The 16,696-nt window shown below is 63.9% G+C and carries 20 protein-coding genes; 8 read left to right on the top strand and 12 right to left on the bottom strand.

All coding sequences use genetic code 11. From position 1 onward, the window contains the following. Positions 1-36: 36 nt before the first annotated feature. Positions 37-843 carry an IS3 family transposase gene (locus ITX31_RS14390; RefSeq protein WP_228529133.1) on the top strand — a complete coding sequence of 269 codons (807 nt, stop codon included), beginning with the start codon at positions 37-39 and terminating at the stop codon, positions 841-843. Between the two features lie 69 nt (positions 844-912). Here the strand turns inward: ITX31_RS14390 and aspS are convergent, their stop codons facing one another. Beyond that, the gene (gene aspS, locus ITX31_RS14395; RefSeq protein WP_194784068.1) at positions 913-2,706 is read right to left on the bottom strand and encodes an aspartate--tRNA ligase; all 1,794 of its coding nucleotides are present in this window, start codon (positions 2,704-2,706) and stop codon (positions 913-915) included. Positions 2,707-2,834: 128 nt separating this feature from the next. Here aspS and ITX31_RS14400 point away from each other — a divergent pair, with 128 nt between their 5' ends. Beyond that, positions 2,835-4,148, top strand: coding sequence for an APC family permease (locus tag ITX31_RS14400; protein ID WP_194784069.1), 1,314 nt, complete (start codon positions 2,835-2,837; stop codon positions 4,146-4,148). Here the strand turns inward: ITX31_RS14400 and ITX31_RS14405 are convergent. From ITX31_RS14405 to ITX31_RS14425, 5 genes are all read right to left on the bottom strand, one after another. Continuing rightward, positions 4,145-5,146, bottom strand: a complete 1,002-nt coding sequence (locus tag ITX31_RS14405; protein WP_194784070.1) for an adenosine deaminase — start codon at positions 5,144-5,146, stop codon at positions 4,145-4,147. The genes ITX31_RS14400 and ITX31_RS14405 overlap by 4 nt on opposite strands. Before the next feature lie 110 nt (positions 5,147-5,256). Beyond that, on the bottom strand, positions 5,257-6,285 hold the full coding sequence (locus ITX31_RS14410) for an NAD(P)H-dependent flavin oxidoreductase (protein WP_194784071.1): 1,029 nt from the start codon (positions 6,283-6,285) through the stop codon (positions 5,257-5,259). A 48-nt stretch (positions 6,286-6,333) separates the two neighbouring features. Continuing rightward, entirely contained in the window at positions 6,334-6,534 is a 201-nt protein-coding gene (locus ITX31_RS14415) for a helix-turn-helix transcriptional regulator (protein WP_194784072.1), read from the bottom strand. Then, positions 6,534-6,995, bottom strand: a complete 462-nt coding sequence (locus ITX31_RS14420; RefSeq protein WP_194784073.1) for a hypothetical protein — start codon at positions 6,993-6,995, stop codon at positions 6,534-6,536. The genes ITX31_RS14415 and ITX31_RS14420 overlap by 1 nt, the downstream gene beginning before the upstream one ends. A 327-nt stretch (positions 6,996-7,322) precedes the next feature. Further along, positions 7,323-7,724: a hypothetical protein gene (locus ITX31_RS14425; protein ID WP_194784074.1), complete on the bottom strand. Its 402-nt coding sequence runs from the start codon at positions 7,722-7,724 to the stop codon at positions 7,323-7,325. A 194-nt stretch (positions 7,725-7,918) separates the two neighbouring features. Between ITX31_RS14425 and ITX31_RS15905 the strand changes: the two genes are divergently transcribed. Together ITX31_RS15905 and ITX31_RS15910 are read left to right on the top strand one after the other, a co-directional pair. Continuing rightward, positions 7,919-8,344 carry a hypothetical protein gene (locus ITX31_RS15905; RefSeq protein ID WP_228529361.1) on the top strand — a complete coding sequence of 142 codons (426 nt, stop codon included), beginning with the start codon at positions 7,919-7,921 and terminating at the stop codon, positions 8,342-8,344. Between the two features lie 41 nt (positions 8,345-8,385). Further along, entirely contained in the window at positions 8,386-8,613 is a 228-nt protein-coding gene (locus tag ITX31_RS15910; RefSeq protein ID WP_228529362.1) for a hypothetical protein, read from the top strand. Positions 8,614-8,777: 164 nt separating this feature from the next. Here ITX31_RS15910 and ITX31_RS14435 read toward each other — a convergent pair whose 3' ends face one another. Together ITX31_RS14435 and ITX31_RS14440 are read right to left on the bottom strand one after the other, a co-directional pair. After that, positions 8,778-9,545, bottom strand: coding sequence for a dienelactone hydrolase family protein (locus tag ITX31_RS14435; RefSeq protein ID WP_228529363.1), 768 nt, complete (start codon positions 9,543-9,545; stop codon positions 8,778-8,780). Between the two features lie 136 nt (positions 9,546-9,681). After that, complete coding sequence (locus ITX31_RS14440; protein ID WP_194784075.1) at positions 9,682-10,128, bottom strand: MarR family winged helix-turn-helix transcriptional regulator; 447 nt, start codon at positions 10,126-10,128, stop codon at positions 9,682-9,684. Positions 10,129-10,280: 152 nt separating this feature from the next. Here ITX31_RS14440 and ITX31_RS14445 point away from each other — a divergent pair, with 152 nt between their 5' ends. From ITX31_RS14445 to ITX31_RS14455, 3 genes are all read left to right on the top strand, one after another. Beyond that, positions 10,281-11,477: an MFS transporter gene (locus tag ITX31_RS14445; protein ID WP_194784076.1), complete on the top strand. Its 1,197-nt coding sequence runs from the start codon at positions 10,281-10,283 to the stop codon at positions 11,475-11,477. Between the two features lie 126 nt (positions 11,478-11,603). Beyond that, positions 11,604-12,071 (top strand): hypothetical protein, encoded by a 468-nt coding sequence (locus ITX31_RS14450; protein WP_194784077.1) that lies wholly within the window; start codon positions 11,604-11,606, stop codon positions 12,069-12,071. Next, positions 12,068-12,376, top strand: coding sequence for a transcriptional regulator (locus ITX31_RS14455; RefSeq protein WP_194784078.1), 309 nt, complete (start codon positions 12,068-12,070; stop codon positions 12,374-12,376). The genes ITX31_RS14450 and ITX31_RS14455 overlap by 4 nt, the downstream gene beginning before the upstream one ends. Positions 12,377-12,546: 170 nt before the next feature. On the opposite strand, the gene ITX31_RS14460 is transcribed toward ITX31_RS14455, so the two are convergent. The 4 genes from ITX31_RS14460 to ITX31_RS14475 all read right to left on the bottom strand — a co-directional run bounded on the left by ITX31_RS14460 (position 12,547) and on the right by ITX31_RS14475 (position 15,885). Beyond that, a complete protein-coding gene (locus ITX31_RS14460; protein WP_194784079.1) occupies positions 12,547-13,185 on the bottom strand; it encodes a maleylpyruvate isomerase family mycothiol-dependent enzyme in 639 nt (212 codons plus the stop codon). A 200-nt stretch (positions 13,186-13,385) separates the two neighbouring features. Next, positions 13,386-13,910 (bottom strand): uridine kinase, encoded by a 525-nt coding sequence (locus ITX31_RS14465; RefSeq protein WP_194784080.1) that lies wholly within the window; start codon positions 13,908-13,910, stop codon positions 13,386-13,388. 1,073 nt (positions 13,911-14,983) lie between these two features. Continuing rightward, on the bottom strand, positions 14,984-15,559 hold the full coding sequence (locus ITX31_RS14470; RefSeq protein ID WP_194784081.1) for a PspC domain-containing protein: 576 nt from the start codon (positions 15,557-15,559) through the stop codon (positions 14,984-14,986). Then, on the bottom strand, positions 15,556-15,885 hold the full coding sequence (locus ITX31_RS14475; RefSeq protein WP_194784082.1) for a PadR family transcriptional regulator: 330 nt from the start codon (positions 15,883-15,885) through the stop codon (positions 15,556-15,558). The genes ITX31_RS14470 and ITX31_RS14475 overlap by 4 nt, the downstream gene beginning before the upstream one ends. Positions 15,886-16,046: 161 nt before the next feature. On the opposite strand from ITX31_RS14475, the gene ITX31_RS15915 reads away from it, so the two are divergent. Further along, the gene (locus ITX31_RS15915; protein WP_228529364.1) at positions 16,047-16,589 is read left to right on the top strand and encodes a hypothetical protein; all 543 of its coding nucleotides are present in this window, start codon (positions 16,047-16,049) and stop codon (positions 16,587-16,589) included. The last annotated feature ends 107 nt before the right edge of the window (positions 16,590-16,696 follow it).

A 16,696-nucleotide genomic window follows, 5' to 3' on the forward strand; every position in this document is an offset into this window, starting at 1 on the left:
GCTGTCATCGCCCTCAAGGCCGAGCACCGTCTGGACTTGCTCCTTGACGTGGCCGGCTTGGCTCGGTCAACGTTTTTCTACCACCAAGCCCGCTTACAGAACCCGGACCCACAAGCTGAGCTCAAAGCCGCAGTCCGGGAAATCTTCGAGAAGAACCATGCCCGGTACGGTCACCGCCGCATCCACACGGTACTGGTCAAGCAGGGTTGGACCGTGGCGAAAAAGACCGTCTTGAAGCTGATGCGCTCTCTTCGGCTGGTCTGTAAAGTCCGGCGCAGGAAACGCTACGCCTCTTACCGCGGCGAGCAAGGTGTAGTGGCGCCGAACCTGTTGAACCGGGAATTCGAAGCTGCTGCACCAAACCAGAAATGGGTTACGGACGTGACTGAGTTCAGTGTCGGTGACCGCAAGCTCTATCTTTCACCGGTGATGGATCTCTACGACCGGCAGGTAGTGTCTTTTTCGGTCGGGGACTCCCCGAACCTGGAGCTCACGAATTCGTGCCTGCGCGATGCCCTGGCCAGCCTAAGGTCTGGTGAAGCGCCGATGGTTCATTCGGATCAGGGCTTCCAGTATCAGCACCGGTCCTGGCGTGCTCTGCTCAATGATGCCGGCGCAGTCCAGTCAATGTCGCGCAAAGGTAACTGCTACGACAACGCGGTGATGGAGAACTTCTTCGGTCATCTGAAGGAAGAGCTGTTCCACCGGGTCCGGTTCCTGAACACCGATGCCCTGGCAGCGCAGCTCCGCGAGTACATCGGCTGGTACAACAATGAACGCATCTCGACAAAGCTCGAGGGCCTGAGCCCGGTGCAATACCGTGCTCAGGCCCTCGCGGCCTAGGATCTTATTTGGCCAGTCCAACTTTCGGGGAGCAGTTCATGGCGGCCGGGTCTTTCCGGCTAAATAAGCTTAGGAGGCCGGGGCGTCCGCCGGCTTGTCCTGCTTCTTCTCGGACTTGAAGTCAACGCCGGCTTCCTTGCGCTGCTGGGCGCTGATCGGAGCCGGGGCGGAGGTGAGCGGATCGTAGCCGCCGCCGGACTTCGGGAAGGCGATGACGTCGCGGATCGAGTCGGCGCCGGCCAGCAGGGCCACCACGCGGTCCCAGCCGAAGGCGATGCCGCCGTGCGGCGGAGCGCCGTACTTGAAGCCTTCGAGCAGGAAGCCGAACTGCTCCTGCGCGGTCTCCTCGGAGATGCCCATGACCTTGAAGACGCGTTCCTGGACGTCGCGGCGGTGGATACGGATTGAACCGCCGCCGATCTCGTTGCCGTTGCACACAATGTCGTACGCGTAGGCCAGCGCTGATCCGGGATCGGTGTCGAAAGTGTCCAGGAATTCGGGCTTCGGGGAGGTGAACGCGTGGTGCACCGCGGTCCACTCGCCTTCACCTGCGGCGACGTCGCCGGCTGCCACTGCTGCGGCGGCGGGCTCGAACATCGGGGCGTCAACAATCCAGACGAACGCCCAGTCCTTCGGGTCGATCAGGCTGGTGCGGTGGCCGATTTCAACGCGTGCCGCGCCGAGCAGGGCGCGGGCCTCATTGGTCTGGCCGGCAGCGAAGAAGATGCAGTCGCCGGGCTTGGCGCCCACCTTTTCGGCCAGGTTTTCGCGCTCGAAGTCGGTGAGGTTCTTGGCCACCGGACCGGTGAGGGTGCCGTCGTCCTGGACCAGCACGTAGGCCAGGCCCTTGGCGCCGCGCTGCTTGGCCCATTCCTGCCAGGCATCGAGGGTGCGGCGGGCCTGCGAGGCGCCGCCGGGCATAACCACGGCACCGACGTAGGGCGCCTGGAAGACACGGAAAGTGGTGTCCTTGAAGAACTCGGTCAGCTCGGTCAGCTCCAGGCCGAAGCGCAGGTCCGGCTTGTCCGAACCGTAGCGGGCCATGGCGTCCGCGTAGGTCATCCGGGCGATAGGGGTCTGGATCTCGACGCCGATCAGCTTCCAGAGCGACTTCACGATCTGCTCACCGAGGGCAATGATGTCGTCCTCTTCGACGAAGCTCGCTTCGATGTCCAGCTGCGTGAATTCCGGCTGGCGGTCGGCACGGAAGTCTTCGTCGCGGTAGCAACGGGCAATCTGGTAGTACTTCTCGAAGCCGCCCACCTGCAGCAGCTGCTTGAACAGCTGCGGGGACTGCGGCAGCGCGTACCAGGAGCCGGGGGCCAGACGTGCCGGCACCACGAAGTCGCGGGCACCTTCGGGGGTGGAGCGCGTCAGGGTGGGGGTTTCGATTTCAACGAAGCCCTCGTCGTGGAGCAGTTCGCGGGCCACGCGGTTGGCTTCCGAGCGCAGGCGCATGGCAGCGGCGGGGGCCGGGCGGCGCAGGTCCAGGTAGCGGTGCTTCAGGCGGGCTTCCTCGCCCACTTCCACGTGCTCGTCGATCTGGAACGGCAGCGGATCGGAGGTGTTGAGGATGACGACGTCGTCCGCGATGACCTCCACCTCGCCGGTGGCCAGGGCGGGGTTCTCGTTGCCCTCGGGACGGCGCTCAACCTTGCCGGTGATCTGCAGGACGTACTCATTGCGCAGACCGTGGAAGACGTCCTCTTCACGGACAACAACCTGGGCAACGCCGGAGGCATCACGCAGGTCAAGGAAGGCCACGCCTCCGTGGTCCCGGCGGCGGGCAACCCAGCCGGCCAGGGTGACAGTCTGTCCAATATGCTCGGCCCTCAGGGAACCAAGGGCATGTGTGCGCAGCACAGCAGTCCTTTCAACTTCGATTGGTTGCGGAAACCACCTGTTTCCGCCCATTGTGAGTAGAGATCTTCTTTGAGTTTACCGGTGTTCCCCGCGCTTCCCGGCCACGGGCTGACCGATTGGAGGCCCGTTTGTCCGGCAATGCCGCCACTGCACGCCCGCTGGGCGGGTTCGATGCGACCACTGCCGGCATCGGTTCGATCATCGGCGCGGGCGTGTTCATTGTCTTCCCGGCCGCGGTGAGCGCGGACGGCGGGTCGCTCGCACTGCCCCTGGTGATCGCCGCCGTCGTCGCCTACGCCTGCGGCGTCGCGATTTACCAGATCAGTTCCGCCCTGGACGAAGGGCAGGCCAATTACGACGACGGCGGCACCCGGGCTGCGCGGGTGATCCTGGGGCCCACTGCGGCGTTCGTGACCGGCTGGATCTTCCTGTGTTCCCGGCTGGCGGCCGCGGCGGTGGCAGCGCTGATGCTGGGCACCTATCTGGCGCCGGACTATGCGGTGGCGGTGGCCGTCGCGGCCGTAGCGGCAACTGCAGTCCTCAACCTGTTGGGGGCAACCCGCAGCGACTGGGTGTCCCGGTTCATCGTCGCCTTCGTGATTGCAGTGCTCGCCTTTGTCGCGGTGGTGGCATTCAACTCGGAACTTCCGGGAGGCAACCCAAAGCTGGCAACCCTGCCCCAACCTGGGTTCGCCGGCATCCTTGAGTCCTCGGCGCTGCTCTACTTCGCATTCATCGGCTACGGGTACCTGGCCTCGCTCGGACCGCATGTCCGCTCCCCCGCACGCAACATTCCGCTGGCGCTGCCGGCCGCGATCGCCGTCGTACTGGTTTTGTATCTGGTGCTCGGCCAGTCGCTGCTCCGTTTCTTCGGGCCGGCGTCGCTCGCAGCGGAGCCTGCTCCCCTGCTGGTCCCGGCGGCTGAGCTCAGCGGCGGGGTGGGCACCGGCGCGGTGCTGATCGCTGCGGCGGCGGCCGGGCTGGGCGCTCTGTCTGCGCTGAACGCGGGCTGCGCGCGGATCGGTGCGGCCATGGCCGCGGAGGGTGAGCTGCCCTCGGTGTTCGGGCGCAAACGCGCCCTGCTGCGCAGCCGTCCCGCGACGCCGTGGGTCGGGATTGTGTCCGGCGCCGCCGTCGTTCTTGCCCTGGTGCTGGCGTTCCCACTGACCACGCTGCTGGGCGTAGCAGCATTCAACGGCCTGCTGTACGCCGGCGGTACCGCTGTGATCGCGTTTACGCTCCGGAAACGGCGCTGGCATACCCCGCGCGTGCTCAATGTGTTCGGCATCGCCGGAGCCCTGCTGCTGGCTCTGTCCCTGCCGCTGCTGGATATTTCGCTGGGGCTGATGGCCATTGTTGCCGGCGCCGTGGTGCGGCTGACGTTCCGCCGCGGCCGGGGTGACGCCGCCGGATCCGTCCGGCAGCGGAAACCGGGCCCCTAGGCGATCCCCTCCGCCAGCAGCCAGGCCTCGATCTCCGCGAACAGCTCCGCCTTGCGCCGGGCAGAAGCGAACGACGCCGTCACGGAATTCTCGGCGAGCCTCGCCAGCTGCGCGGGGTTGAGGTCGAAGGTTTCGCGGAGGACGGCGAAGTTGTCATCGACGTAGCCCTCGAAGTACGCCGGGTCATCGGAATTCACCGACACGTTCAGGCCCTGTTCCAGCAGCAGTGGCAGCGGATGGCTCTCCAGCGAATCAACCGCCTGCAGCCGGACGTTGGACAGCGGGCAGATGGTCAGCGGAACCTGGTCGCGTTCAAGCCGCGCTACCAGTTCCGGATCATCCATGCAGCGGATGCCGTGGTCGATCCGGTCCACCAGCAGCAGGTCCAGGGCCTGCACGATGTAGTGGGACGGCCCCTCCTCCCCCGCGTGGGCCACCAGCTTCAGTCCGGCGGCGTGCGCCTGCTCGTAGAGCGGCACAAAGTTCTCCGGCGGGTTGCCCAACTCCGCGGAGTCCAGGCCAATGCCGATGATGGGCGCGTTCATGGCCAGCAGGTCAGCAAGCACTGCGGAGGCCTCCTCCTGCGGCCGGTCGCGCAGGAATGCCGCAATCAATGCCGTGGAGATCCCAAATTCCGTCTCGGAAGTCTCCAGCACGGAGGCCACACCGTGAATGCAGCTTTCCAGCGCGACGCCGCGGGCCAGGTGCGCCTGCGGGTCCACCATCATTTCCACATGCCGCACTCCGGCCGACGCGGCACGGGCCAGGTAGGCGCGGGTCATGTCCGCGAAGTCCGCCTCGGTTCGGAGGACGTCCTTGTTGGCGTAGTAGAGGTCCAGGAAGGACTGCAGGTCGGTGAACTCGTAGCGGGCACGGAGCTCGTCCAGGTCCGCGTAGGGCAGCTCGATGCCGTTGCGGGCAGCCAGGTCAAAGATCAGCTCCGGCTCCAGGGTTCCCTCAATGTGCAGATGGAGTTCGGCGCAGGGCAGCTTGCTCAAGACGGTCCTCTCAAAGTTTCAATGAACGGCAGCGGCGTGCCGATTCCTTCTTCCAGCCTAGGATGCCCGCGCGGGCCAGACTATTCCGGACCGGCCCGGCTGACACGGGGCTACTGGTCGGTGGAACCCGTGAGCCAGCGGATGATCTGTCCTGCGGGAAGCTTCGGTGCGTTCCGCCAGCCGGTTCCGGCCCACAGATGGAGGGTGTCCGCGTCACCCGCTTTGCCGGCGGCCTGGCGCAGTTCCCGCGTGAGGTGGTGCACGGCGGGATAGGCGCTCGGCGCGTACGGGCCGTGACGGTCCGCAAATCCGTTGCGCAGTGCGCGCGCCGGCCTTCCGGTGAACGCGCGTGTCAGCACGGTCTCGGAGAACGAGCCGCCGGTCAGTGCGGCCCGGTGGGTTGGCGAGGTGCCGGCTTCATCTGCAAGCAGGAGCAGGGTTCCCACGACTGCGGCTTCGGCACCGGCCTCCAGGAGGGTCTGGACGGCTCCCGGCCCGTCGACGCCCCCGGCCGCAATGATGGGGAGGCTGACGGCTGCCCGCACGGCTTTGACCAGGTCTGCTGTGGATACCGGATCGATCCGGTGGTTCGGATCGAAGGTGGCGCTGTGTCCGCCGGCCTGCGGCCCCTGGACCACCAGCCCGTCGACGCCGGCGACCCTCGCCTGGAGTGCTTCCGCGGGTGTGGTCACCGAAGCGAGGACGGTGGTTCCGGCCCCCTGCAGCGCGGCGATGTCCGACGGCGCCGGCAGGCCGAAGGTCAGCGAAACGACGTCGACGGGATCCCGGGCCAGCAGCGCGAGCTTCTGTGACCAGGAGTCGTCGTCCGCCACCGGGCGCTCGCTGAGGGTCAGCCCGTAGCGGTCAGCTTCGGGCTGCAGGTGCCGGGCATACGTGCGGAAGGCAGCCTCGTCGGCGGGATCGGCAGCGGGAACAAAAAGGTTCACGCCGAAGGGAAGTCCACCGGCCCGGAGCTCACCGATCTCTGCGGCGAGGGCTTCGGGTGTTTTGTAGCCCCCGGCCAGGAACGGGAACCCGCCGGCTTCGGCAACCGCGGCGGCCAGTGCCGTCGTCGTTGGACCGCCGGCCATGGGCGCAGCGGCGATCGGCAGGCGGGAGGGAAGGATTGGGCCAGTCATCGGTGTACCTTACTGGGCACCTGGTGCCTAACGCGAAGCTGTGGCGGATCAGGAGGCCTGGTCCGGAGTGAACAGGTCCTCGATCCGGCAGTCGAAGACGGCGGCCAGCCGGAAGGCCAGCGGCAGCGACGGGTCGTACCGGCCCTTTTCGATGGAGATGATGGTCTGCCGGGAAACTCCCAGTTCGTCGGCGAGGTGCTGCTGGGACCAGCCGCGCTCCGATCGGCGGAAGGTCAGTGAGTTCTCCATTAGACGGCGGTCTTCTTCTGCCAGAGGTAGCGCGCGCCGAAGTCCAGCATGGCGAAGGCGACCACGCCGCCCAGGACGAGACCGGCAGTGGCTTCGGTTCCGAGGAAGGTGAGGGCGGCGCACCCGAGGCCACCCACCAGGAGGATATCCGTGAACGCCCCACTGGCCGCTTTGTCATACCAGACAGACTCGACGGAGTCTTCGGGCTTGTCGAGAGCGCCGGCGACGGTCGAGCGGTCCACGAGCACCACCCAGGCCAGCACAGCAGCGATGGGCAGGGTGAAGACTGCCATGATGCCGAACGCCAGCAGCGGCCGGTCTCCGTTCCGCAGCACCATGAACAGCCAGCCCAGGGCGGCGGACACGAGCACGCCAACGGTCAGGGAAGCGGCCATCAAATGGGAAGTACTGCCACCGAACCGCCCACGGCCCCATTTGCTCCGGGTGTTTTCAATGCTCATCCAGTTGCCTTTCATTTCCGTGGTCTTGTAAAGGAAACTGTACTGTCAAGCGAGCTATACGTAAAGCGTGTTTGACTACCGCGTCATATTTCGCTCCCCTGGAAAGGGCGGTACAGTGCGGATGCACGGAGACTCTGGGGGTCCAGCAAGAAGCTCGCCGAAACGACGGCGGTATCCAGATCGGCGTGGCCGCCGGAGGCAATTGGGCGGTACCTGACCTAACCGACGTCGCCGGCGGAGCTTCGCCGTCGGCAACCCGGGTCGAGCTGGAACGGGTCGCAGAGGATCTGGGCGGTTTTGCCCCGTCCCCAGAAAGGGAATTGTCGGTCAGCGGGACTCCACGACGTCCGGGGTCTGCTGGGCGGCACGGCACAACTGTTCCTGGCGCTGTTCGGGACTGAGCCCATCCCACGCCCGGGCTTGGGCCTCGACGTCGGCTGCCGGGAGTCCCATGGCTATCAGCTGTTCGGGTGAAACCATCACACTGTTATCCGGACCGATCAGGTAGCCCCGGTCCAGGTCAGCACCCGGTCCATCAGCGTAGTCGGCGGAGCATGTGACAAACGGTTCGTACACCGCCGTCGCGGGATCGTCCGCAACCGGCACCGACGCCGGCAAGGCAGCAGCCAGCTCCTGGCCCGACTCGACCGCGGATCCGTCCGGACCGGATGCAGGCAGTGTGCCGATCCCGAGAACAAAGCCACCCACGATGGACAGCCCTACGATCATGCCTGCTGACGGTTTTCTTCTCACGGCGGTCCCCCTGACCTCCCGCACCCCAGCGGTGCGCCGGCCCCAGCCTAGCCCAGGAAAGCGATTATCCGTTGTTTGTCATGGCGACGAGCGTATCTGCTGCCTGGAAGCCGTCTTCGCAGCCAAACAGAGGGCATTTACAGGCGCCCGCACTTATTTCATAGTGATGGATGGATTGGATTGGAATTCTTCCCGCAGATGCACCGGACCCCCGGCTCGAAGATGCCGAAAACCTCAAACTGATGCCTATCCCCGTGTTCGGATTCGAACCCCAGCCGTCACTGGAGGACACCGGCTCCGTCAGCCTGAACTACGCCCAGGATGATCGTGGGTACACCGAAATGACGGCGGGCATCACCTATACACTCTGGCGCAATCCGGATGACCGTTCGGACCCGGTCAACCTCGCGGACCTCGACGCCGAGACCCTCAGGCAGATCGAGGAAGTTCCGCCGTGGCCACGGCCACCTTGGCTGACCGACCAAGTGGAGCGAATGCGCTATCCGCAGCTGGGGAGGCTGTGCGAACCACGTGGCACCGCGATGGGCCCCCGTCGCTGCAGAGTCTTCTGGCTGACCACGTCAACCACATCCTGATAAACCAGTACCGGCAGAAGCTCTGGCCGGGCACCACACCCTTGGAACACGTTCCGCCCGTCCTGACCGCACGGATGGTCAACCCGCGGGCTAGAACCGTCGTCAATGGCGCCGACGTACCCGGTGCAGAGGTCGACACCGACCCCTTCGTATACGGCACCGGTGCCCGCCTCCCGGGCGGCGGCGTCGTAACCGCTGTCCTGCCACGCGCCGAACTCAACCGGCTCCAGATCCGGTTTGGGATCCGGAACCGAATCCGCAGGCTCTAGTATCTGGTCTCGGTGCTCTCGGTGCGCGGCGCCGAGATGGCCCGGCGCCCAGGCGCTGCTCGACGCCGGCCGGGGGCGTAAAGAAACGGCGTAAAGAAAAGCGTCCAGCCGTCAGCTACTACCGACCCGACGCCGCCGGTTGCCTCACGAAGAGCAGGCACACCTCATGACGGCTCAGCCTCATCCCGCTGAGGGTGACTATCCGGGCGCAGGTGTGCGTTGAAGAACCGAATGATGCGCCGGCGGGCATCCGCGGTGGCCTCCTCGTCGTAGCGGGTGCCTGACACGCGGGAGAGGAAGCGCAGGAACAGAGTCTGGTCCTCGGGTGCGTGGTCATTCATGAACCCATGACCCACTCCCGGGTAGATCCGGACGTCGTGGGGCACGTCGAACTCCGTCAGCAGGTCGTCCAGCCGCTGGCCGGCCCGCGCGCCCAACGGGGACCTGTCGGCACCTCCGAAGCTCCCCACAACCGGGCACGCCTCCGCAAGCCAGGTCCTCGCATCCGAGGGGCAGCCCCCGTAGTTGACAGCCGACGCGCTGAAACCGTGCCCCTCAGCCAAGGCGATAGCGTACCCGCCTCCCATACAGAACCCGACCACGCCGATCACATCCGTGCAGTCGTGCTGGTCCCGGAGCCACTGCCGTGCTGCTTCGATGTCATCGAAGGACCGACCCCGGCGCGGGCCAAGGTCTTTCATGATCGTGCGCAGGCAGCGCAGCCTGCTGCCCCAGTAGAAGAGGTCGGGTGCGATCGCCAGAAACCCTTCCCGCGCCAGCCATTGGGCGTGGTGGCGCAGGTCCTGGCTCATTCCGGTGAAGTCGTGAATCACGACGACGCCCGGCCACGGCGGGTCCGACGTCGGAACCGCCGCGTAAGCGGCCATTGACCCGCGGCCGGTTTCAATCTTCAGAAGGGATGCTGTGTCCATGACTCATTCTGGAAGATGCCCCCGGTCTGCGGCCAGGACTAGGCCGGGCCGAGGCATTGATTCAGGGCATTCTGCGGCGCAGCTCTAAGCCCCGCACCGCGGCGGGCGCGCCGCGGTGATACGCAAGACCGTCACTTCAGGCCTGGGCATGCGGCGCCACGGCGGTGACCAGCTCCTGGAGCTCCGGTACGCGGGCGGCGTTATCCAGCGCTTCGCGCAATACGGAGTCATGGGTTGGCTGCGCCTCGCTCAGCAGCTTTTCGCCCGCAGCCGTGAGTTCGGTGTAAATGCCGCGGCGATCATCCATGCACAGGATGCGGGTGAGCAGGCCGCGGTCTTCGAGCCGTGTGACCAGGCGGGTGATGGCGCTGCTGGAAAGTGCGGCGGCACGGGCAAGCTGGGCCATGCGCATGTGCCAGCCGTCCTGCCGGCTCAGGGCGTCCAGCACCGTGAACTCGACAACTGACAGACCATGCTGGGCCTGCAGCGCACGCTCGAGTTCGCCCTCAATGAGGTTGTGCAGCGCCGCGAGTGTCCGCCATCCCTGCGCACGGATCTGCACCGCGTCGTCCTTTATTCCCATGGGAGGAACTCCTCTGTTCTGGATACACCAAGACTATCACCTTGCGCCGATATAGCGCGTATGCAACACTTGCTTCCGCAGTTAGTTGCACGCGCAACAAATGTTTCGGCGGTTACGGCCGCATACCTACCACCCCCGCACAGAAGGTCCTCATGCCAGTTGCTCTTTATGCCCTCGCCCTTGGCGGCTTCGGCATCGGTCTGACCGAGTTCGTCATCATGGGCTTGCTGCCCGAGGTTGCATCCGATTTCGGAGTGACCGAAACCGTTGCCGGATACCTTATTTCCGGCTACGCCATTGCCGTCGCCATCGGCGCCATCATCTTCACCGCGCTGCTTGGGAGGTACGACCGCAAGAAGTCCCTGCTGTTCCTGATGGTGCTGTTCATCATCGGCAACCTGCTCTCAGCCACCGGCCCAAGCTACGAGCTGGTCATGCTCGGGCGCATCGTAGCTGCCCTGTGCCACGGCGCGTTCTTTGGCATCGGCTCCGTGGTCGCCGCCGACCTGGTGCCGGCTACCAAGCGCGCCGGTGCCATCGCCTTCATGTTCGCGGGACTTACCGTGGCCAACGTGCTTGGCGTGCCGCTGGGAACGATGCTTGGCCAGGCCGCCGGATGGCGCGCCACCTTCTGGGCCATCACCGCGATCGGCATCGTCGCACTGGCAGGCATCATGCTCCTGGTTCCAGGCAATCTCAAGCGCTCCCCCAACGCCGGAATCCTTGGTGAATTCATGATCTTCCGCAGTCCGCAGGTGTGGCTTTCGATGCTCGTGACCATCTTGGGCTACGGCGGCATGTTCGGAGCCTTCACCTACATTGCGTTCACGCTCACCGGTGTCTCCGGCTTCGCCGCTGGCATGGTGCCGTGGCTGTTGATCCTCTTCGGCGTTGGGCTGTTCGCAGGCAACATCCTTGGTGGTCGTGCCGCGGACAGGAACCTGGCCAAGACGCTCATCACCCTGCTGACGGTTCTCGCAGTGGTCCTGGCAGGTTTCGCCCTCTCGGCACAGAACCAGATCGCCACTATCATCGCCCTGGTGCTCATGGGTGCAGTCGGGTTCGCCACGGTGCCGGGAATGCAAATGCGCATCATGAACCATGCGGCACACGCACCAACCCTCGCCTCCGGAGCCAACATCGCTGCCTTCAACATCGGAAATGCGCTCGGCGCGTGGGTCGGCGGCCTGACCATCGCCGCGGGACTCGGCTACACCTCGCCATTGTGGGCCGGCGCCGTAATCACAGCCGCCGGACTCCTGGTGCTGCTCCTTGCCGTCCGGCTCCGCGGAGGCGAATTCGCACGACACCACGACGAGCCGTCATCTTCCCCGGTTCCGGTCCCGTAACCGGCGCATATTCCGAAACGGCCCTGCGGCCCAGGCACCGAGCCAAGCCAAGCCAAGCCCGTGCGTAACGCGAAACAGCGAAAAAGCACTTGCCGGATAGGAAAGTAACTCTGTAGGCTTTCCGTCATGGAAAACAACTTGGAGGGACACCTCTCATCCCGTGACGCGGCCGCTGCGCTCCGTGATCTTGCCTCAGACCGGCAGGCACTAGCCGACGGCGCGCATGTCCCCAAGGCGCTGCTGTCCGCAATAGGCGGCGTGGCAGCCTGGTGGGTCGCCGCGGCGGCGACGACCCACCCCGGAGAGGACTACGACCCCCCGGCTTCCGGCTGGTTGGGCCTGGCCGCCCTGCTAGTGATCGTCCACCTGATTCACCGCGAAACCGGAATCCGGTTCCGCAAAATGGGAACACGCGCAGTAGCGGCCACAATCGCGATGCTCGTGGTCTGCTTATTCCTCTTTTCGATCTCGCTGGCTCTCGTTTCGTTCGGCGCCCGCTGGGCTGTGGCCTTGACCAGCCTGTCCGCCTTCGGCCTGGTGACTTGGCTCGCCGGGGTAGCTTACCGGGCTGCACTGGATCAGCTGCGCCCATGACAGCGGCCCGGTTCGACTCCCTCATCCACGCGCCGGTCCGGCTGCGGATCTGCGGACTTTTGCGGCCCGTGGAACAAATGGACTTCTCGGTATTGCGCGATGCGCTCAACGTCTCAGATGCCTCGCTCTCAAAGCATCTGAAGACCCTGACCGAGGCCACATACGTCAGCATTGCCAAGTCCGCATCCGCTGCGCGCAGCGATGCCCGCCGCCTAACCTGGGTGGCACTCACACCGGCCGGACGGAAGGCTTTCGACGCTCACTTGCGTGCTTTGGAGGAAATTGCTGGCACGGCCCGCAGCTGACAGACCGAGCAGCGCTTCTGTGACGGACCAAGACTAGGGAATGGTCTGCCCGTCCTGCACCAACAGCGAGTGAGCACGCCACCTTTAGGTGTACTACCAGCGTCGAGTCGAGGCAAGGGGATCCCCCGTGACAAGGTGCTCATGACCGAGCGCCCTGTGACAGCGGGTTCTCAGCTCGAGCGGGCAACAAGTTCGGCGACGCCAGGGCCGGCCAGTTCGGCACAATAGGCGCTGCGGCCTGTCATCGCCATGATGAGCGCAACGGTGCTGCCACGCACTGCGTCGCCGTCCCCGAGGCTGATGCCTGCGTCCTCTGCCACGAGTCGCAAGCCACGAACCCTTTTCTTGGCGATGACAACCTGATCGGTACCCGCGTAGTAGCGCAGCAACGCGACGAGGACCGCGTCCGGGTAGTTGCGGACCAGACCAAGCGGCCGACGGATGTCCTCTCCGTGAACGACCATCTCACCGAGCAGCGCCAGGCGGGGAATCGGTGGGGATGTGCGGCTGCCGATGGTCGACCTGAATCTGCTTAGCGTCTCTGTGGAGGAGGTGCCCAGCTGCTCGCGCAGACGGTCGCCCACCTGCTTGTCGAAGTCGAACCGGGAACGCACGACGCCCGCGAACCAACGTGGCCCCGACACCGCCCCGCTGACAGTCAGGTGCGCAAGCACCTCGCGTACTGTCAAGCCGGCACAGAGCGATGGAGTTGACCACTGCAGCTGGTCTAGCTGAGCAAGATCGTCCGCGAGAGCCCCTCTCTCGACGTCGATGCTCTGCCAGACCACGTTTCCGCTCCACCCCGTCATCCTCCCACCCTGATATCCGGTAAGTTCCCCTCAGCGCATCGTGTCCGCAAAAGACTTGCCTCAAATATGACCGATTTGGACCCCACGGTATATAGGCATCACGGACAAACACAGAGAAGGGCTTCGCTTCTGTTTCCCTACGGGTCGGCATGCCCGGACGCACACCAGTCTGGGGACGATTCCGGTAGGAAGGGCTCTCTTCACTGTTCCTGCACGAGGTCCGGGTTGCTGCCGTTGCGAACTGCCATTCGTGCTGCGGTTTCGGTGAAAGGAACGTCCAAGAATACGGAAGCATCCCAGTAGGCGACCAGTTCATCGCGATGCAGGAACATGACTTCGACGAAAACGAGTGCATCTGATGGAGCGGGTACGGTACCCCCTTGCACGGTTCGGTCCGTCACTGAATTGCAGGACGGCGGTGAGTACCAGCCGGCCTCTATTGGGCCAAACGGTCTGAGTAGCTGATCTTGCAGGGCGGCGTAGTTGTAGGTGTCTTTCCAGAACCCCTCTGGTGAGGCACGTCCCTTGGCATGCCTTACGGACGAAGGGTTTAGAAAGTAGTCGGCGTGAATGACGATCACAGGACGATTTCGGATCTCGGACACCAGGTTCGCGGTGAAGGATGTCTTGCCGCTGCCGTCTACGCCGTCGATCGCGACGAGCCGACGCCCTGGCCCAATGACGTCGAGAATGTTGCTTGCCAGCGATTGCATGAACTTCTTCATTTCGCCATCTTCACAGAAGTGCTCCTATGCGGGCACGCGTAAGCCGGCCCTTCAGCGGGGAGCCCGCAGAGACATATCCAACATCTTCGCGCGCAGGAACAGGAGCCACACTGAGGGTCGCCGGCGGCATGTAGCCCCGTCGCACAGCATCTTTCGGGCTAACGAGGTGGTGAAATCGAAGAAGGAATATCCGCGGTTGTAGGGAGACGGATGCCCAAGAGATATATTCATTTCTGCTGTGAACCAGACAGCCTCGGCCCATTACTCCGCAGAGGAATCGCGGCCTGGTCGCCACCTCAGGAACGTGAGCTCAGCGAATGGGACTCAGCACGGTGGCCTAATACCTCGGTCGCGACGATTGGATCCTTCAGCGGGCGAGCGAAACTGTGCTCAAAGGCCGAGGATGGTTACTGGCGACCCGGTGAGAATCCTGGGTCGACGGGCAGTTCCAGCAGCACACTAAATCAGTTTGCACAGACCTTCCGTGGAGATGGGAAGACGAAATGCGTGGTACCGCTTAGTATCTGAACAAATTCGGCCCGACCGTAAACCTGTTACGTGCCCAGCGGAGCCGTACAGGAATGTCCTTAGAAGCTGGTAGACGGAAATGAACCCGCCACGCAGAAAGTTGCCGTATATCCTGTTGGCCACTGCCGCCCTCGTCCTCCTTGCTGCCGGCATCTTTATTGGTTGGAACCCAGTGGGTAAGCGTGGTCATGATGGCTGTACCCGTAGTCATCGTGGCGGCGTTCGCCATGCTTTCTGGGCGCAGCCGGATTGCTGATGAGGGAGCATTCCGCATTGAATCTCGTTGGGCCTTTGACTGAGGGACAGATGCACGTTGACGTTCCGGTGGAGTCCCTTCCATCGGTCATACAACAGGCGCTCAAGGGAGATGAGACGGTTCCGGATCCGCAACATCTCGGCCATCGACAGCCAAGCGGAGTCGGTGACGAAGAGGGAAGGCTGAGTGGGGTCGTGTCCCGCTCAGACCTCACCGGGACACCGGTAGTATCCCGAAAGATAGTGGAGTCACTCCCCTGTCCGAAACAGCACATAGTGGAAAGGACGATCTAGTCATTCCCGTCTGTGGGCCTGCCACTGATGCGCTGGTACTCACTCGCGGATGCGACGGATGGAAGGAGGAGTAGGAGCAGCAGGTACCCGATTACCGTTGCCGCAAGAAATAGAAGCATCGGGATGCCTTCGCCGAGCGGAGCGAGTATCCCCGCGATCAAGAAAAGGACAGCACCCGCGATACCGCGAACCCAGACCGCGTTGAACCCACCGCGCGCGGCGATTCCGAGGCACACCCCGCCGAGATATTTCCCTTCCACGATTCGTGCCCAGAATGGGCCCCGAGGCGGGGCGGCTACCTTTTTCTCCAGTAAGTCGGCCACGACCGCACCGGATTGGTCGAGAATCGCTGTCATCTGAGCAGCGTCAACGACGTCAGTTGGTTCACGGTAGAGCGAAGCAAGCTGATCACCGAGAGAAGCTTCCAAATCCCGGAGAGTTTCGTCCGCATCAGGTTCTATTGCAAGCGCAGTACGCGCATCCGTTAGGTAGTCCAAGAGATCGGCGTGTGCCTCCTCGGTCAAGGTGAAAACGCGGCTATGTCCCGTAAGTCGCATGTGTCGTGTGCTCATGGACCCTTCCCTATCCTTTGAATTGTTTGAGTCAGCGTCTCCCAGTAGGCCTTGAACTCGGAGAGCTGCTGTTCCCCTTCGGAGGTAAGGGAAAAGTACTTCCGTGGCGGCCCCGAGGAAGACTCCCGCCACTCATGCATGACTGCGCCCTCACGCCCCAGCTTCGAGAGCAGGGGGTACAGGGTTCCTTCCTGAACGGGAAAACCGGCCTCCCTTAATGCAGTGAGGATCTCCGCCGGGTATAGCTGCCGTTCCTCGAGGGCAGCAAGCACGAGGGGTTCGAGCATGCCTCTGCGCAGGGCAGTCATTCTCGAATTGTCAACCATGCAGGTACTCTAACACATACAAGTAGCTGCTTCCGGATAGGAACCTCATTCAGAGAGAGTCCGGCAAACCGGTCCTTCACCGCGACGTCGGCCGGTGTCGGTGACATGATGAAGCGGTGACGTTCCTTTCCTGCAGTGACCAGACGCCCGCGGATTGGATCGTGACTAGCGACGTCAGTTGGACGCTGGGCCCTCCAGGGTTCGGCACCTACGCACGACTGCGTTTCATCCCAGATCCGGCCTTTGAAGGCCAGACTGAAAACGAAGTTGCCGGCATGTATAACGTCCCGTCAGATACTGACCAACTCCGGCTCGCGGTCAAGACGTTACTCCAGCACACGAGTCCGAGCGTCGATGGGTATGTGCTTCTGTGGGACGGATGGGGTGAGGATGCTTTTCCGGAAGCCGTGCTGCATACGCCCCGCGTGGTGCTCCCGAACCGTGAGTACTACCTGTGCAGAGTCTCGCTGGCAGGTTTTGTCTCAGGGATCGTCGAAAATGCCTGGCAGGCGGAAACGAATCACTCCACGCCCCTCCCGTCCTTTATATGGCCCTCGGACCAGTCCTGGTGCATCACCAAAGATGTCGATCCCCATTGGGCCGGCATCGGCGGTGATCAGGATCTAATCGAGCAACTACTGGCCGAACATAGTCTCGACGTTGTGCCCCTTGAGACGAACGAGATTCTGCCTTTTTACTCGTAACGGAAAGAACCGATCCGCCGGTGAGCGGGTAGTCCCTGAGGGCTAAGCGGAGCGGGCACAGAGTGTCCCGCTCAGGGATCCCTTACCGGACGCTCCGCAGGGGCAGA

The sequence above is a fragment of the Arthrobacter gandavensis genome, from assembly GCF_015355785.1.
Taxonomy (GTDB): Bacteria; Actinomycetota; Actinomycetes; order Actinomycetales; family Micrococcaceae; genus Arthrobacter_B; species Arthrobacter_B gandavensis_A.

Coding starts and splice junctions, on each gene's coding strand:
- ITX31_RS14445 (WP_194784076.1), top strand. CDS start 10,281: ATGCCAGTTGCTCTTTATGCCCTCGCCCTTGGCGGCTTCGGCATCGGT.
- ITX31_RS14410 (WP_194784071.1), bottom strand. CDS start 6,285: ATGACTGGCCCAATCCTTCCCTCCCGCCTGCCGATCGCCGCTGCGCCC.
- ITX31_RS14440 (WP_194784075.1), bottom strand. CDS start 10,128: ATGGGAATAAAGGACGACGCGGTGCAGATCCGTGCGCAGGGATGGCGG.
- ITX31_RS15905 (WP_228529361.1), top strand. CDS start 7,919: ATGGATTGGATTGGAATTCTTCCCGCAGATGCACCGGACCCCCGGCTC.
- ITX31_RS14470 (WP_194784081.1), bottom strand. CDS start 15,559: ATGAGCACACGACACATGCGACTTACGGGACATAGCCGCGTTTTCACC.
- ITX31_RS14425 (WP_194784074.1), bottom strand. CDS start 7,724: ATGATCGTAGGGCTGTCCATCGTGGGTGGCTTTGTTCTCGGGATCGGC.
- ITX31_RS14460 (WP_194784079.1), bottom strand. CDS start 13,185: ATGACGGGGTGGAGCGGAAACGTGGTCTGGCAGAGCATCGACGTCGAG.
- ITX31_RS14475 (WP_194784082.1), bottom strand. CDS start 15,885: ATGGTTGACAATTCGAGAATGACTGCCCTGCGCAGAGGCATGCTCGAA.
- ITX31_RS14450 (WP_194784077.1), top strand. CDS start 11,604: ATGGAAAACAACTTGGAGGGACACCTCTCATCCCGTGACGCGGCCGCT.
- ITX31_RS14415 (WP_194784072.1), bottom strand. CDS start 6,534: ATGGAGAACTCACTGACCTTCCGCCGATCGGAGCGCGGCTGGTCCCAG.
- ITX31_RS14465 (WP_194784080.1), bottom strand. CDS start 13,910: ATGAAGAAGTTCATGCAATCGCTGGCAAGCAACATTCTCGACGTCATT.
- ITX31_RS14435 (WP_228529363.1), bottom strand. CDS start 9,545: ATGGACACAGCATCCCTTCTGAAGATTGAAACCGGCCGCGGGTCAATG.
- ITX31_RS14420 (WP_194784073.1), bottom strand. CDS start 6,995: ATGAGCATTGAAAACACCCGGAGCAAATGGGGCCGTGGGCGGTTCGGT.
- ITX31_RS14455 (WP_194784078.1), top strand. CDS start 12,068: ATGACAGCGGCCCGGTTCGACTCCCTCATCCACGCGCCGGTCCGGCTG.